This window comes from Sporolactobacillus sp. STSJ-5, from assembly GCF_024385605.1.
In the GTDB taxonomy this organism is placed as follows: domain Bacteria; phylum Bacillota; class Bacilli; order Bacillales; family Sporolactobacillaceae; genus Sporolactobacillus.
In genome coordinates this window covers 1-16,174 of the sequence record NZ_JANFOJ010000007.1, presented here as the reverse complement: position 1 = coordinate 16,174, position 16,174 = coordinate 1, and the positions used below count along the sequence as shown (strand labels likewise).

General features: G+C 41.9%; 18 protein-coding genes and 1 other annotated feature. Of the genes, 5 read left to right on the top strand and 13 right to left on the bottom strand.

What is annotated here, in order from left to right:
- The first annotated feature begins 262 nt into the window (after window positions 1–262).
- A complete protein-coding gene (gpmA, locus tag NOM01_RS08280; protein WP_255747965.1) occupies window positions 263–1,006 on the top strand; it encodes a 2,3-diphosphoglycerate-dependent phosphoglycerate mutase in 744 nt (247 codons plus the stop codon).
- Between the two features lie 333 nt (window positions 1,007–1,339).
- Here gpmA and NOM01_RS08275 read toward each other — a convergent pair whose 3' ends face one another.
- The 5 genes from NOM01_RS08275 to NOM01_RS08255 are packed head-to-tail and all read right to left on the bottom strand — an operon-like array spanning window position 1,340 to window position 4,751.
- Window positions 1,340–1,741 carry a heavy-metal-associated domain-containing protein gene (locus NOM01_RS08275; RefSeq protein ID WP_255747964.1) on the bottom strand — a complete coding sequence of 134 codons (402 nt, stop codon included), beginning with the start codon at window positions 1,739–1,741 and terminating at the stop codon, window positions 1,340–1,342.
- A 35-nt stretch (window positions 1,742–1,776) separates the two neighbouring features.
- Window positions 1,777–2,001 carry a hypothetical protein gene (locus tag NOM01_RS08270; RefSeq protein WP_255747963.1) on the bottom strand — a complete coding sequence of 75 codons (225 nt, stop codon included), beginning with the start codon at window positions 1,999–2,001 and terminating at the stop codon, window positions 1,777–1,779.
- Window positions 2,002–2,036: 35 nt separating this feature from the next.
- On the bottom strand, window positions 2,037–4,172 hold the full coding sequence (gene feoB / locus NOM01_RS08265; protein ID WP_255747962.1) for a ferrous iron transport protein B: 2,136 nt from the start codon (window positions 4,170–4,172) through the stop codon (window positions 2,037–2,039).
- A 43-nt stretch (window positions 4,173–4,215) separates the two neighbouring features.
- On the bottom strand, window positions 4,216–4,437 hold the full coding sequence (locus tag NOM01_RS08260) for a FeoA family protein (protein WP_255747961.1): 222 nt from the start codon (window positions 4,435–4,437) through the stop codon (window positions 4,216–4,218).
- Window positions 4,438–4,460: 23 nt separating this feature from the next.
- A complete protein-coding gene (locus tag NOM01_RS08255; RefSeq protein ID WP_255747960.1) occupies window positions 4,461–4,751 on the bottom strand; it encodes a FeoA family protein in 291 nt (96 codons plus the stop codon).
- Between the two features lie 318 nt (window positions 4,752–5,069).
- Between NOM01_RS08255 and NOM01_RS08250 the strand changes: the two genes are divergently transcribed.
- The gene (locus NOM01_RS08250) at window positions 5,070–6,125 is read left to right on the top strand and encodes an ATP-binding protein (protein WP_255747959.1); all 1,056 of its coding nucleotides are present in this window, start codon (window positions 5,070–5,072) and stop codon (window positions 6,123–6,125) included.
- 99 nt (window positions 6,126–6,224) lie between these two features.
- On the opposite strand, the gene NOM01_RS08245 is transcribed toward NOM01_RS08250, so the two are convergent.
- The 4 genes from NOM01_RS08245 to NOM01_RS08230 all read right to left on the bottom strand — a co-directional run bounded on the left by NOM01_RS08245 (window position 6,225) and on the right by NOM01_RS08230 (window position 8,587).
- Window positions 6,225–6,515 (bottom strand): DUF2653 family protein, encoded by a 291-nt coding sequence (locus tag NOM01_RS08245; protein ID WP_255747958.1) that lies wholly within the window; start codon window positions 6,513–6,515, stop codon window positions 6,225–6,227.
- Window positions 6,503–6,928, bottom strand: a complete 426-nt coding sequence (locus NOM01_RS08240; RefSeq protein ID WP_255747957.1) for a hypothetical protein — start codon at window positions 6,926–6,928, stop codon at window positions 6,503–6,505. Before NOM01_RS08240 ends, NOM01_RS08245 begins: the two co-directional genes overlap by 13 nt.
- A 91-nt stretch (window positions 6,929–7,019) precedes the next feature.
- Window positions 7,020–8,210: a MalY/PatB family protein gene (locus tag NOM01_RS08235; RefSeq protein ID WP_255747956.1), complete on the bottom strand. Its 1,191-nt coding sequence runs from the start codon at window positions 8,208–8,210 to the stop codon at window positions 7,020–7,022.
- Window positions 8,211–8,227: 17 nt separating this feature from the next.
- The gene (locus NOM01_RS08230) at window positions 8,228–8,587 is read right to left on the bottom strand and encodes a MerR family transcriptional regulator (RefSeq protein ID WP_255747955.1); all 360 of its coding nucleotides are present in this window, start codon (window positions 8,585–8,587) and stop codon (window positions 8,228–8,230) included.
- Window positions 8,588–8,739: 152 nt separating this feature from the next.
- Between NOM01_RS08230 and NOM01_RS08225 the strand changes: the two genes are divergently transcribed.
- Window positions 8,740–8,973 (top strand): hypothetical protein, encoded by a 234-nt coding sequence (locus NOM01_RS08225; RefSeq protein ID WP_255747954.1) that lies wholly within the window; start codon window positions 8,740–8,742, stop codon window positions 8,971–8,973.
- Window positions 8,974–9,037: 64 nt separating this feature from the next.
- Here NOM01_RS08225 and NOM01_RS08220 read toward each other — a convergent pair whose 3' ends face one another.
- Window positions 9,038–9,619: a thioredoxin family protein gene (locus NOM01_RS08220; RefSeq protein WP_255747953.1), complete on the bottom strand. Its 582-nt coding sequence runs from the start codon at window positions 9,617–9,619 to the stop codon at window positions 9,038–9,040.
- A gap of 126 nt (window positions 9,620–9,745) precedes the next feature.
- Window positions 9,746–9,965 (top strand) — a binding site (T-box leader).
- Between the two features lie 45 nt (window positions 9,966–10,010).
- Between NOM01_RS08220 and proB the strand changes: the two genes are divergently transcribed.
- Both proB and NOM01_RS08210 read left to right on the top strand, forming a co-directional pair.
- The gene (gene proB, locus NOM01_RS08215) at window positions 10,011–11,168 is read left to right on the top strand and encodes a glutamate 5-kinase (protein WP_255747952.1); all 1,158 of its coding nucleotides are present in this window, start codon (window positions 10,011–10,013) and stop codon (window positions 11,166–11,168) included.
- A complete protein-coding gene (locus NOM01_RS08210; protein ID WP_255747951.1) occupies window positions 11,161–12,423 on the top strand; it encodes a glutamate-5-semialdehyde dehydrogenase in 1,263 nt (420 codons plus the stop codon). Before proB ends, NOM01_RS08210 begins: the two co-directional genes overlap by 8 nt.
- Window positions 12,424–12,492: 69 nt before the next feature.
- Here NOM01_RS08210 and NOM01_RS08205 read toward each other — a convergent pair whose 3' ends face one another.
- The 3 genes from NOM01_RS08205 to NOM01_RS08195 are packed head-to-tail and all read right to left on the bottom strand — an operon-like array spanning window position 12,493 to window position 15,384.
- On the bottom strand, window positions 12,493–13,191 hold the full coding sequence (locus NOM01_RS08205; protein WP_304654825.1) for a LutC/YkgG family protein: 699 nt from the start codon (window positions 13,189–13,191) through the stop codon (window positions 12,493–12,495).
- Window positions 13,188–14,648, bottom strand: a complete 1,461-nt coding sequence (locus NOM01_RS08200) for a LutB/LldF family L-lactate oxidation iron-sulfur protein (protein WP_255747949.1) — start codon at window positions 14,646–14,648, stop codon at window positions 13,188–13,190. The genes NOM01_RS08205 and NOM01_RS08200 overlap by 4 nt, the downstream gene beginning before the upstream one ends.
- On the bottom strand, window positions 14,614–15,384 hold the full coding sequence (locus tag NOM01_RS08195) for a (Fe-S)-binding protein (protein ID WP_255747947.1): 771 nt from the start codon (window positions 15,382–15,384) through the stop codon (window positions 14,614–14,616). Before NOM01_RS08195 ends, NOM01_RS08200 begins: the two co-directional genes overlap by 35 nt.
- Between the last annotated feature and the right edge of the window lie 790 nt (window positions 15,385–16,174).

The window sequence follows — 16,174 nt, the reverse complement described above, 5'->3', positions numbered from 1 at the left end:
TGGCTGATAACAATACTTTCACATTGTTTTAAAAGATGAAAATGTCAAAGATAAAAAAGCATGTTATAATTAATTGATGAAAAATCACTGTTTCGTCATTCTATGCCGCTTGACGCGAGTGATTTGAGTAAAATGGCTTCATCACGTCGATACTTTTAATGCATGCTGCCCGTGCATAAAACGTGACTGATACACCATCGTTCACGATTCGGGTAAGCATTAATTATCGAATGTGCAAATTTGAGAGGAGTGTTTCACACTAATGATCAAACTCGTATTGATCAGGCACGGTCAAAGTGCTTGGAACCTTGAAAACCGTTTTACTGGTTGGACTGACGTAGACCTTACGGAAAAAGGTGAACAAGAAGCAACAGAAGCAGGAGAAATTCTGAAGAAAAACGGCTACACATTTGACCAAGCCTATACTTCCGTGCTCACAAGAGCAAACCACACACTTTGGAATGTGCTTCACGAACTCAACCTTACTTGGATTCCTGTAGAACATTCATGGCGCTTGAATGAACGCCATTATGGTGCTCTTCAAGGATTGAACAAGGCAAAAACTGCTGAAAAATACGGTGCTGAACAGGTACATATCTGGAGACGTTCCGCTGACATTAAGCCGCCGGCTCTTGAAAAAGACGACGAACGTTTTGTTGCTCAGCTGAATGATCCGAGATACGCTAATCTTCCTGAATCGGAACAACCGCTTACGGAAGACCTTCTTGATACGGTTGACCGCGTACTTGTTTATTGGAACAATGAAATTGCTCCGCAAATCAAGGAAGGCAAAAAGGTTATTATCGCAGCGCACGGCAACTCACTGCGTGCGCTTGTTAAACACCTTGACAACGTGGATGCAGGTACAATCGTTGGTCTGAACATTCCTACAGGCACACCGCTTGTTTATGAATTAGACGATAATCTGAAACCGCTCAATCGCTACTACTTGACCGCTGACGGTCCTAGCGATAAAGAAGTACTTCCTTCTGCAGAAACAAAATAATTTAACTTTGAAAAGCACTCCGTACGGAGTGTTTTTTTATACCAATTTTGATGGAGACAGATATAAAATAAAAAAAAATCCCTTGAAAATTCAAGGGATTAATTATGGATAAAATCCGTTCAAATCCTGATGCATTGATCGTGATGGGCAATCCGACCAATATAAGAATTTAACGCATCCATATAAAATAACTGGGTAACCATGCAAGGTGCAAAGTATTATGATGGGCATTTAACAACTCATAACAAAGATATTGTAAACCCTTTCTTCAAAAATGTAAAGGCTGTCATTCTTTTTACAGTGCATGATTCATTTTTTATAATAAGACCTATTTTAGTTGATATTATTTAATTGGTCACCTGATGGTGTATGATTCCCTATAATCCTCATGACTGTATAACCTGCCTCAGATACGATACGTCGCAGATCCTTTTCCGGCAGAGGTTGTCGCATGTGAACCGTAGCCGTCCGCGTATCCAAACTAGCCTTGGCCAAGATACCATCCAATCTATTAAAAGCATTTTCAATGTGGATGACACAGTTATGACAAGTCATTCCATCGATTAGCAACGTCTCTACATAAGGATAATGTGCCATATCTCGATCATGAACTTTTATTTTCTTTACAGGCGCCTCACCGGATCCGCAGCAGCCTAACCGCATTCTCTTCCTTGTGCTATGCAAAGCAAATCCAGCAAGTATGACGAGTAGTGCAAAAATGAGAAACGTCGCCATTTAATCAGGTCCTTCCACAAAATTAATAATATGGCTTACTTACGAATCATCGCACGCAATTCAGTTGCTGTCGGCTTTTGGATCGATGCGGCTGCAATCGAACATGGCTTTTGGTGAGCATTCCGCTTCAGATTTTCAATGGGACATGATCCACTCAAACCACAGTCCGTACACACGCTTTTGTTTCTCTTTACATAACGAAACGCCAAGAAATACATTGAACTGACAAGAACAAAAATAAGAAGTGTTGACAGATTCAAAATCAGGTCCCCCCTCATTAGGTCGTTTTAGTCGTTCAAGCTCGCGCACTTGTGCTTCGCAAATCGACGGTATGTGACCGCGGAGCGGGCCGCAGGAGCAGATATAGGACAAATGCAATAATAATCAAGGCGAGAATCGGCCCAAGCCCAAAGCTCTTCCCAAGGAAGAATACACTGCCGAGCTGATAAACAACAAAGGCAATACTATAACCGAGCAACGTTTGATAACCAAGCGCAATAAACGTCCATTTACTACCGCCCATCTCTCTGCTCGTCGCCCCGATCGCAGCAAAGCAAGGTGGATTGAAGAGATTAAATAGCATGAAAGATAAGGCACTGACACCTGTGAACATTGAACCAACACCAGCAATAAGCGCTTGCGTATTCGCTTCATCGGAAACACCACTTAAAACTGCCAAAGTGCCTATCGCATTTTCTTTCGCAACAAGCGCACTGATTGTCGCCACTGCACCTTTCCATGTACCGAAGCCTAACGGAATAAAGATCCAACTGATCAATTGACCAAGAGTAGCGAGTATACTCCGATCAATGTCGTCAACCATTCGCATATTCCATCCAAATGAGGAGAGGAACCAAATCAATCCGCAAGCAATAAAAATTATTGTACCAGCCTTCACAATAAAATGTTTGCCGCGCTCCCACATGTGAATCAGAACGCCTTTGAGTGAAGGCAACCGGTAAGACGGAAGTTCCATAACGAACGGTGCCGGCTCCCCAGCAAACAGTCTTGTTTTCTTTAAGATGATTCCGGAGACAGCGATCATCGTCAGTCCTAGAAAATACATTGCCGGTGCGATCCAGGTGGAACCAGGAAAGAAAGTTGTGACAATCATCGTAATAATTGTCAGCTTCGCACCACAGGGAATAAATGTCGTAAGCATAATTGTCATTTTCCGGTCTTTCTCGTTTTCAATTGTCCGTGTTGCCATAATGCCTGGAACACCACATCCAGAACTGATCAGTATTGGAATGAATGACTTTCCTGATAAGCCGAAGCGACGGAAAATTCGATCCATTATAAAAGCGACGCGAGCCATATACCCAGAATCCTCTAAAATAGAGAGGAAGAAAAAGAGAATCAGCATCTGCGGAACAAAACCAAGAACTGTACCTACGCCTCCGATAATGCCGTCAACAATCAAACCATTCAGCCAATCTGCTGTACCGATTGTTTCAAGAAAATGCGTTGCGGCTTCTGTTATCCAGCCGCCAAATAAGGTATCATTTGTCCAATCGGTCACTAACGTTCCAAGCGTTGTTACCGAAATATAGTAAACGAGCCATATAATACCCGCAAAAATAGGCAGTGAAAGAAAGCGATTTGTAACAATCCGATCAATCTTGTCAGAAGCAGTCAACTTTCTACCTTTTTTATGTAATGTATCTTCAAGAACGTTCTCAATATAATCATAACGTTCATTCGTAATAATCGATTCACTATCATCCTCAAATTCTTTTTCGACCCGAGCTACGACTGTGTTCAGCTTTGTTCGCAGTTGTTCGGACAATGTTACTGATGCCAGCACTTTCTCATCGCGTTCAAAAAACTTAACTGAGTACCAACGCAAACGTTCCGGTTCTGCATGTTCCTTTACAAGTTCAGAAATTGATGCAATCGATGCCTCAACTTCTTTACTGAATACTGGTTTTGCAGGAATGGCTGTCTTGGAAGTTGCCAATTCAATAGCTTTTTCCGCAGCCGTCATTAACCCTATCCCCTTAACTGCTGAGGTTTCAACCACGGGACAGCCGAGTTTATCTGCGAGTTTCTTCACATTTATTTTATCGCCGGATTTCTTAATGATATCGATCATGTTTAAAGCAATGATCACTGGTATGCCTAATTCAACGACTTGAGTCGTCAAATACAAATTACGTTCCAAATTTGTGCCGTCAACCAGATTAATAATTGCATCCGGACACTCATGAATCAGATAGTTACGGCTGACCACTTCCTCAAGTGTATAGGGTGAAAGTGAATAAATACCCGGGAGATCGGTAATAATCACATCTTTATGACCTTTAAGACGGCCTTCCTTTTTCTCAACCGTTACACCTGGCCAATTACCGACATATTGACTGCTGCCAGTTAGATCATTAAACATTGTAGTCTTCCCGCAGTTCGGATTCCCGACTAAAGCAATTTTCATTGTCATTGTCCTTTCCAATTTAATCATTGATTATGGCTTTCATTTAGATAAGTTCGATATTTTCAGCCTCCACTTTACGAATGGACAGTTCATAACCGCGTACTTGAATCTCGATCGGATCTCCAAGTGGTGCAATCTTTCGAATAAAGAGCTTTGTCCCCTTTGTAATTCCCATATCCATAATCCGTCTTTTTAATGCGCCTTCTCCATGGATTTTGGCTACAGTCACCGTTTCACCCGGTTGCATTTCTTTTAAAGTTTTCATAGTCACAAACCCTCTCCCAACGTTTAAACGGTCATAACACGTCTGGCCATCGCTTTGCTGACAGCCAATCTAGTTCCTTTTATTGACACGATAACATTACCATCCATTTCGGCAATGATCGTAACCTCTGTATTCTCCACAAATCCAAGGTTCCCGAGAAGACGACGTGTCTCATCTTTACCGCAAACACATGCCACATGTACTTGCGCACCAGCACGAGCCAGGCTCAGTGGTATTGCAGGTTTGCATCGAGACTCTGACACGATCCGGTGGCATTTCATTTCATCAAGTATTGATTGATTCATATTTTTCATATATGTTCTCCTTCCGTAAAGCAACAGTCGGGATTACTAACAAGGCAATCATGAAAACCTATCTCGACTGTTCGGAAATTTCTTTGATAATGATAATTGTTTTCAATTAAATTTTAATGGAATCCTACTTGTTTAACAATCCTCAATTGTGAACTTATCGTGACACCTGCGAAATACGGAACAAGCATTCGCTTATTTCGACTTTTCATATTGTTTTTCAACAATATAAAACAATAAGAAGAAATATTTGCTAAAAGTGCTTCATATATATTTACAAATAGATTTGTTCAACCTATCATCTTCTTAGGAGGCAACGGTATGTCTAGTAACAGTAATTCTACTGAATTCGATTTTAAAAAAATGATTGACTTGGTCATGGACGCGATCCTGATCCTTTCTGGAGATGAAATTGTTTATTCAAATCGGGCGGCAAATCGTCTGCTCTCTTTTGATGAACATACGTCACTCTGTGGTTTGCCCATAGGCATGTTCGTCGATCCATTGGATATGCCCTTAATTCATGCCTCACTTAATAAGATCTGTTGCCGTCAAAGTGATACGGAATCCGTTCAACTTTCCATACATTCAAGTAATAATGTGCAGATTCCCGTGGAAATAGCGCTGTTTTATTTTCCCGATGAAGATCAGTCTCTCGTTCAATTAACCATTCGTGACGTCAGCAACCGCAAAGAGGCTGAGGAAAGCATGATCCAATCTGAAAAGCTCTCGGTGATTGGTGAACTATCAGCAGGGATACTTCATGAGATTAGAAATCCGCTCACATCGATCAAAGGTTTTTTACAGTTAATGCAGACCACTGAAAAGCTCAATCAGGATTACCTCGACATTATAATGCGAGAGATCGAGCAAATCGAGAAAATCACAAGTGAACTTTTATACTTCACAAAACCAAAAAGTGAGCATTTTTCCCAAGTGGATCTTTCGAACATTGTAAACGAAACACTCCAACTGTTCGAATCACAGGCTGTAAACCTTAACACACAAATGATTCTTGATTCAGACGGTGCCTCTCATTTTATTCTTGGTGATAAGACCCAACTCAAACAAGTATTCGTCAACCTTATTAAAAATGCTCTTGAAGCCATTCATGGTCACGGCACGATCACAATACGACTAACTTCTTCTGAACAATACGAAAAAGTCCTTATTCAAGATACTGGATCGGGAATCCCGCAGCACATTTTCAATAATTTAGGAAAATCCTTTTTTACAACAAAAGAAACTGGTACCGGGCTTGGTCTCATGGTTACGTACACTATTGTAAAAAATCATAAAGGAACAGTAAACGTAACAAGCAAGGAGCATTGCGGCACAACATTTCATCTGAGCTTTCCCAAAGTGACAACTAAGTAAATCTAAATCAGCTTTTAACTTTTTGCAATGCTCTCTTTATCTATATAAATTAAAAACTCCCTTAGACCTGCCCGAGCAGTCTTGGGAGTTTTTTCTATTTTAATTTTGATAATGCGCAATAATTCCTGCTTCTTCATCAAGTTCCAATCGCAGGGATCCGTATGGATTTTCTTTTAATTCGATCTCAACCCATGAACGGAGAGCCTCAACAATATTTGCTTCAATTAATATCTGCTTGCGATCACCAACGTAAGCCTCCGCAGAAAATCCATAGTCATCATCGTAGAGAAGCTCGATTTGGATTTTTTGAGGATTAATACCTTTTTTGGTTGCGAGATGGAGGCATAATGCATTGACAATATCTTGCTCTGAAATCGTCAACGTTTCCATGGATTGGAATCCTCAGGCTTTTTTCGCCTTGAAAAACTCGTTATGATGTATCGGATAAGTGAAATAACCACAAGAATCGCAATCAAATTGATTAGAAATCCTGCCATCATTCCAAATCCACCAAGATGCGAGAACAAGCTGCCGAATAACAAACCTGACAATCCGCCGAAGATCATCCCGCGCATAAAACTCCCACCTGTAAAATTCTTTGCTGAGGTTCCCGTACGTGCATTTTGACTGCGGTTGCTCTTAAAAAATGAAGTCGTGCCCGTGCCTCGATTCGATTGAAAGCTTTTAACACCGGATCGATATCCTCGCGCACTCACTTGTTGATCCGATCTATGAAAAACAAAATTACCGACAGGCGTAAAAATAAGCGTTAATGCAAGAAATGCGGCCATAATCTTCTTCATCGAATGTATCAATTCCTCCTGTACTTTTATGTACTATGTTATACGTTTTTATTTTGCAAAAGGTTTCAAAGTAAGCGATTCAAGACCAGACTCATAAATTTTGTTGAAAAGCAAACTGCAGCTGATTCATTGCTTGCTTGAGCAGGCTTTGCGGACATGCTAGATTAATCCGGACGAACCCTTCTCCCTCAGCACCGAACGCATAGCCCTGATTAAGGGCCAGCCCCGCTTCTTTTCTTAGAAAATTCTGCAAGTGCAGTTTATCCCAGCCAAGCTTGCGACAGTCAATCCAGCCAAGATAGGTACCTTCAATTGGCGTCATTTCCAAATTCGGCAAGTTCTGTTTTAAGAAATTGGTGACAAAATCGGCATTCTTTTTAATATAAGCAAGACATTGATCGAGCCAATTTGCACCAAACCGATAAGCAGCTTCTGCAGCTGTGACTCCTAATGTATTCGGTTCACTCAAACTGAAACGCCGCACCTGTTTTAAATAATTCCTTCTGAGTGTTGGATTTGGAATAATAATATTTGATATTTGCAGTCCTGCAAGATTAAAAGTTTTGCTAGGTGCCGTACAAATGATTGAGTGGGCACTTGCCTCTTCAGATATCTGTGCATATGGCGTATGATGATGTCCAACAAATACGAGATCATTATGAATTTCATCGGCAACCACCAAGACATCGTATTGACTCGCCAGTTCCGCTACTTTCGTTAATTCTTTCTTCGTCCAAACTCTTCCAACCGGATTATGCGGCGAACACAGGATCATAAGTTTGACCTTTGGGTCGGATAGCTTATGCTCTAAATCAACGAAGTCCATGCGATATTCACCATTGTCATTGATTAAAGGATTTGTTACCACCTCTCGATTTTGGTTCAAAGCCGACTTAGCGAACGGCGGATAAACTGGAGACTGTATAAGCACTCTGTCCCCCTCATGTGTAAATCCGTCCACAATAAGATTTAACGCAGTTACAACTCCTGGGCTGTGGCATATCCAATCCTTCTCAATAGACCAATGGTGCCGCTCCTCCATCCACTTTTGAACAGACTCCAGATACCCTTCTGTTTCAGTGGTGTACCCATAAATGGCATGATTAACTCGCTTAGAAAGAGCTACTGTAACCTCAACCGGCACTTGAAAATCCATATCTGCTACCCATAGAGGAATTAAATGATCTCCTCCAAACAGGCGATCTGCCTCATCCCATTTTATTGAAGCAGTTCCGTTTCGATTGATCACTTGATCGAAATCATAACTTTGTATCACTGGCATTCATCTCCCTCTTATTTTTAAACGATTAATGATTGAAGCTTGGCACTCAATAATCGCAACTGTTTCCGTTGATTACGAATTTTAATCTCTTCATTCATTAAAAATGTTTCTTGTTTTTCAAGCGCTATGGTTACATCGCGAATTAATTTTTGGGAACCGCAACCGCTCTTCTTTTTCATTTTAAAGACACTTTGAATGATTTTCAGAGACAGTCCCAAATTCTGCATTTCTTTGATAACCCTAAAATCTTCTATATTTTTTTGACTGTACTCTTTATATTGATTGGACGCGTCCGGCTGTATCAACATCAGTTCCTCATAATAACGAACTGTATCCTTTGTTGTCCCGCACTGTTTCACAAATTCCCCGATTTTCACATGCTGCCTCCTTTCTCGATCTCTTGACATGGGGTTAACCCCATCGTTTTTAATTACCTTATTAAGAATATAGGGGGTATTTTATAATGATCGCAAGTTTTCTTTTATTCGTTTATTCACTCTCATGTCTCATTGCAGGATGTATTTATTTTATGAAAAAAGGTCGCTCCATAGTAATCAGCATCTTTATCACTGCACATCTAGCGAGTCTCATTCTTTCGTTCTATCTTTTTATGTATCACACGGCCGTGTACCAGTCGATCATTATTCTTCTGCTCTGCCTCATGACAAGGATCGTAAACGGTTTTTTTATTTTTCATCATGTACAACCGGTGCACCTTGCCATCACGACATCGTTATTTATCATCATTGTCATTTTACAATGAAGCAAAGGCTGATTTAAAAAAATGCCCTTCCCCAGCCGTCGGTCGAAGAAGGGCATCAATCATATTATACTAAATCGCAAGCTTCGCCGGGCATCCAATGCGCATCTTGACCGTTCCACTTGACATTGCATCCGATCGGATTAGTCAGCGGTGTTGTCACTGATTTTCTATTAGTGAGTTGATCCAGCGCACGATCCAAGTCGTTCACTGTCGCCTTCTCCGGCTGTCTCGGGTTATCAAGCTCGCGTCCCGTATAAACCAGTTTCCTTTCTTTATCGAAAACAAAGAAGTGAGGTGTTCTCAAGGCGCCGTATGCACGCGCTGCATCTTGAGATTGATCGCGCAAATAAATCCAAGGAAATTTTTCTTCATTCATCTGTTCTACCATATATTCGAAGGAATCCTTTGGATGCGTTTCTTCGCTGTTTGAGTTAATGGCGACGAACTGAACACCTTTATCCTGATAATGTTCAGCAACTTTTCTCGTGGTTTCGTTTGAACCAAGAACAAAGGGACAGTGATTGCACGTAAAGAATACGACCAGTACATCTGCATCTGAAAAATCATTTAAACCATATGTTTTTCCGTCAGTCGCCGGCAACGAAAATTTTGGTGCTTTTTCGCCGATTTGCAAAGTGAACGCCACAACAAAAACCTCCTTGTTTATATTCATTTCTATTGTACCATCACTATTTTTGTAAGGAAAAAAATTTGCTTGAAGGTATGTTCTCTTGACTTCTATTCAATAGCTGAATATAATAATATCAATTATAAAACGGCGTTGACAGGGATTAGTAAACAATGAACAAAGCGTAAGAGAGTGGCATCCATCGGCTGCGAGATGCCTCGCATCATTCGTGTTGAACCTGCCCTTGAGCAGTCCGGATGAAAACTGGGCCGTCTTCTTCACGATACGAAGATCCGAGAGAGTACGGACTTGCACCGTACTAACAAAGGTGGTACCGCGGGCAAAGCCTCTCCCCGTCCTTTTAATTTAGGATGGAGAGAGGCTTTTTTACGAAGGGACGCAACAACTTATGGAAACAAAACGAGTGGTTGTAAAAATCGGCAGCAGTTCTTTAACGGATGCTCGTGGGCAACTCGATCACGCCAAGCTGCGAGATCATGTCGATGCTATTGCACGGTTAAAAACGAACGGTCATGAGGTCGTTCTCGTATCATCCGGTGCTGTTGCAGCCGGTTATGGCGGATTAGGCTATCCGGCACGGCCGGTGACCATCGCCGGAAAACAAGCAGCAGCAGCTGTCGGTCAAGTCATGTTGCTGAACAGTTATGCAGAAAATTTTCACAAATACGGAATGACCATTGGGCAGCTGCTGCTCGCCCGCCAAGACTTTGAACGGCGTGAACAAATGAGTCATGCTTATTCGGCACTTTCGGAACTGCTGAAGCGTTCTGTGATACCGATTATTAATGAAAACGATTCGGTTTCACTTGCCGAGCTGACTTTTGGAGACAACGACATGTTATCCGCCCTTGTGAGCGGCTTGATCCATGCAGACTTTCTAGCCATACTGACTGATGTTAACGGCTTATATAATAAAAATCCGAATGTATATGATGATGCAGTCCGCTACCATTTTCTCGACAATCTCCCGGAACATCTACTTGACGAAACAAGTGAGGTTGCCGGCTCAAAGGTTGGGACAGGGGGCATGAAATCAAAGCTGCGTGCCGCACGCATGGCACTGTCGCTTGGTGTCCGAACATTCATCGGCAAGGGAGAAGGACCTGATAAGCTGGTTGCCATTATCAACGGAAATGGTGATGGCACCTATATCGGATCCGATTGTCTGAAACCGTCGCTTAAGGTTTCCGAGCAATGGATTGCCCTTCACTCACCAGTATCCGGTAAAATTGAAATTGATGACGGGGCCGTCAGAGCATTGATGAAGGAAGGCAAGAGCCTGCTTCCCGCTGGGATCAAAAGAATCGACGGGCATTTTCTTGCTGGAGAAGTGATTCAAATTGTAGATCGAAAAAGCCATGTATTAGGCAAAGGTCAAGTAAACTATTCATCGGAGCAGCTTGAGGAAATTAAACGAATGCCAAGCAGTCGTGCCATGATCACGGTCAACGGCGGACATCCGGAGGTTGTACACCGTGACAATTGGGTTCCGTGGACCGCAGTTCTCAAACCTGCCGTTTACGAAAGGAGAAATACTAATGAATGACACTAAAGACAATGAACTCATTTATAAGGCAAGATCAGCACATGAAGCTTCTCAAATAATTGCGGCAAAATCGACAGAAGAAAAAAATGATGCCTTAAATCACATTGCCGTTTCTTTACGAATGCATGCCGCAGAAATCATAGCGGCCAACCAACAAGACATGGCGCAGGCACAACAAAACGGTATGACGAATTCTTTGCTCGATCGTTTAATGCTGAACAGCGATCGTATTGATGCGATGGCACATGCTTTAGAGCATCTCGCAGATTTACCGGATCCAATTGGTGATGAACTGGAAAACTGGGATCGTCCCAATGGATTGAATATAAAAAAAATTCGTGTTCCAATCGGTGTCATTGGAATGGTTTATGAAGCACGACCTAATGTCACGGTTGATGCGGCAGGTCTGTGCTTGAAAACAGGAAACTCTGTCTATCTGCGCGGAAGTGCTTCTGCGCTTAATACGAATAAAGCAATCGTTGCTGTCATTCGCGAAGCACTCAAAACGTCAACACTTCCTGTCGACAGTGTTCAGCTACTCGAAGACACACGCCATGAGACGGCAGATCAATTTTTCCGATTGAATGGATTGATCGATGTTCTCATCCCACGCGGAAGCAGCAGACTCATTCAAACCGTGATTAAACAAGCCAGTATTCCTGTTTTGGAAACAGGAGCAGGCAACTGTCATGTGTTCATTGATGAAACGGCAAAGCCTGAAATGGCGATCAGCATTGTACTGAATGCAAAAACGCAGCGTCCATCTGTTTGCAATACAATAGAAACAGTCATCGTTCATCAAAAATGGTTCGAAAAGTTCGGTCCTGATTTGATTGATGCTTTGCAGACGGCAAATGTTTCTTGCCGAATTGATCCGGTAATTGCGGGACAATTTCCTGCTTTGAAGATCGCAACCGAAGATGATTGGGCAACTGAATATCTAGACAAGATAATTGCTGTAAAGATCGTTGCTAGCTTGGACGAAGCAATTGCACATATTAACAAATATGGTACAAAGCATTCAGAATCCATCATTACAGAAAATACAGATCATGTCTCAACCTTTTTCAAATTTGTTGATGCCTCAACCTTGTATCATAATGCCTCAACACGATTCACGGATGGCGAAGAATTTGGTTTCGGCGCTGAGATAGGCATCAGCACACAAAAGCTTCACGCACGAGGTCCAATGGGACTTAATGCATTAACGAGTATCAAATACCTCATCGAAGGAAACGGACAAATTCGCAATTAATTGAAAAGCAAAATTAAAAAGCAGACGCTGCTAAAGGCGTCTGCTTTTTGTTTTCATTGAAAATGTGGATTATAGATCAGAAACAATAATATAGGCAACTTTAATTGGTCCGTGAACTCCGACAACAAGCCTCATTTCAATATCCGCGCTATTGCTTGGCCCGGAGATGAAATTGATGTAGGAGGACACATCTTCTCCATTCTCAACCTTATTCTCAATAAGATTCATAGCCTGTGTCAACCGCGGAACAATACTGCTTTTTGGAACAATAACAATCGATGTTTCCGGAAGAAGGCTGACACTTCTTGCCTTGTCTTTATCATTGAAAAGGCCGGCAGTCGCTGATTCAGCAAGCATAACATCACAAATTGATAAACCAATATTTGCCTCTGCTGCTTTATCAATATTCTGGTGACCTTCTTTATAATTCCATGTATAAGCTTGATAATTTTCTAAAACATTACTAAGACCGAATGCTTCAAATCGTTCGTCTTTGGTCGCAACAATTTTACCCGCACCATATTTATCAATTAATTGTTTCAATTTTTCTGCAAGTCCATCCGAATTTGTTTCACAAACAGTTGTATGAATCGACTCGCATGCTTTTTTCATCATAGCTGTAAGCTGGTCTTCAGAATAGTCCTCATAAACGCGTTCCTGGGGCTTATGCGCCCAGATAGGCATCTCAGGTACTTCACCTACTGTCCGATTCAATTTTCCAGCTATCTTTTCAAGAAACGAATCTCGATTTTCAATCGTTCCTCTCATAATGATTCACCTGTACCTTTCGCCTGGATCGTTGCTGATTGCTGCTTATGCTTCTTAAACCAATCTCTGAAATTTTCTTTGCTTGGTGCCGGAAGGTCTCTGCCATGAGTCCATGGTTTCATCGGTCCCGGACCTTTTGGAATGGATCCATCATGAACAAGCGGCTTTAACATGATCGGTGCCATTTTGGTACCTGCCCGGAAAATCATTGGAGAGGATGCACCAATACTGAATCCCTTCATTGCTGCTCGTTCCATAACAGGTGGATGACCGCCGCCTTCCACATATTTTTCACGATGACGAATCAATAGTTTGTGCAGTGGTATTTTTACTGGACAAGCTTCTGAACACGCCGCGCAAAGACTGGATGCATACGGCAATTTTCCATACTCTTCGTATCCTCCTAAAATCGGCGAAAGAACTGCACCGATCGGTCCCGGATAAATAGAACCGTAGGCATGTCCCCCAATATGTCTGTAAACAGGACAGACATTGATACAAGCTGCACAGCGGATACAGTGCAATGCTGATTGAAAATCGGTTCCAAGAGCATTAGAACGTCCTGCATCAACAATAACCAAATGATAATCTTTTGGACTGTCAACAGCATCCTGATCTGCCTTTGGAGTTATATCTGTAACATAGGTTGTTAGGCGTTGACCAACCGAGCTTCGACAAAGCAGAGATACGACAACATCAAGCTCTTTCCAGGTTGGAACAAGGCGTTCCATACCCATTACCGTGATCTGAGTTTCCGGAAAGCTCGTCACCATGTTTGCATTGCCTTCATTCGTTACAAGACAGATACTGCCGGTATCAGCGACCGCGAAGTTGCAACCGGTTATCCCGACGTCAGCATTCAAAAACTTGCTGCGTAGTGTCTTACGTGCAAATCCTGCGAGCTCTTTAGGATCATCGCTTCCTTCATAGCCCAATTTCTTGAAGGCATCACGAATTTGCTGACGGTTTTTATGAACAGATGGGACGACAATATGAGATGGCTGATCATGATCAACCTGAAGGATAAATTCAGCAAGGTCTGTTTCGAGCACTTCGCAACCTTCTTCTTCAAGTGCTTCGTTCAGACTGATCTCTTCAGTGACCATTGATTTCGCTTTAACCACATGCTTTGCGTTTTTTTCTTTACATACTTTTTTAACATAGTCGCGTGCTTCTTCCGCTGTTTCTGCGAAGAATACATGTCCTCCGCGAGCTGCAAAGTTATCGCTCAACTGTTTCAGATAATAATCCAGGTTATTTAGTGTATGTGCCCTGATTTCTTCACCGGCACTTCGCCATTCTTCCCAATCACCCAGTGCTTTGTCTCCGATTGTAGCGCTAAGTTTTCTCCCGCGCAGACCATCTTGTGCTGAAGAAACGGCGTTTACCATAAAAGAGTCATGGATAGCTTTGTCAACTCCTTCAAAGAATGGTCGATTTCCGACTTTCATCGGCATGGCGCTCAGCTCCTTCAGTTTGATGGCTATTTAAAATTTGTGCAATATGTAATACCTTTATCGGCCTTCCAAGCCGCTTCATTCGTCCGCCTATATTCATAAGACAGCTTGCATCGGCGCCAACAACCACTTCAGCATCTGTTTCTTCAATATGGCGGATCTTTTCATCAACCATTTGTTCTGATATGGGAAACATCTTCACCGAGAACGTACCGCCAAAACCGCAGCAGTCATAATTGTTCGGAAGCGGAACCAAGTCAAGACCTTTAACGTGTTTCAGTAGAGTATAGTGAGCTTCACGTTCCCCAAGCAGCCGCGTCATATGACACGAAGTATGCAACGTCGCTCTTGCATGATATTCCGCGCCTACATCAACAACACCCAAGACACGCACAATAAACTGCGTAAATTCATAGGTTTTGTCCGCAATATTCTTGGCTTTTTCTTGCCATTCCGGTTCATCCGCAAAAAAATTAGGATATTCATGAAACATGGTCGCACATGATCCGGACGGACACACAATATAATCTGAATGTTCGAATGCTCGAATCATGTTCTTTGCCGGGCCTTTTGTATCTTTCGCGTAACCGCTATTATATGCCGGTTGTCCGCAGCAGACCTGACCCTCAGGGACATCCACTTCACACCCTAGCCTCTCAAGAACCTCTGTTACATCTTTTAATACATCAACGTAAAACAAGTCTCCCAAACATGTTGTAAAAAGAGAAACTTTCACTAATCTCAGCTTCTTTCTTTTTGATTGTGACATTCTCTTAAGTGATACGATGCATCCGTTTTCATCGTTTTAATTCGTCACAATTTCATCACTCTTCACTCACATTTTATACATATAAAAAAAAAGATCAACCCAATTAAGCGAATTGAGATGATCAATTAGTTATAACAGATATGCCTTTTTTCTATCTAATAATTATTCTAATTCTTTAACATATTTAAATATGTCTGGAGCATTCGTGATAAGGCGCAAAAATGCTGGCTTTATGTAATCCTTTAATTTTAATAAGCAAAAACGCCAGGTTCTTATTTCCGCAGGACGCAGTGGCTTCCGCGTTGCATACAGGGGACGTATGCGTCTTTAGCGAAAGCTCCTTTACACTTGCGAAGGTTCCCCTACATACGGAAGTTCCTTCATCCTACCTCTGTTTCATTAAGCATTCTGGTCCTTCATTAGTTAACGGGTATAATAAGCGGAGATTTTCCGGTTATATGCACCATGGGGCTTGTTTCGACGGTAAATAAGGGTAATTTTTCCGGTTATGCAAAGAAAAAACGTCCATTTTCACGTTCTTCGATTCGATAAGCGGAATTTTTCCGTCTATTTAAGCTATTTTTTCGTTCATTTTCTAATTAAGCGGAGTTTTTCCCTCTATTTATCAGATTGGGCACTTAACTGATCGCCCAACCGATAAGTGCGGATTGGGAATCAGAATCCTATGACCATATCGTCGTACCAGTGGGGCAAACTCTTAAACCATGTACATACATGTAAAAGCAAAAACACGCAT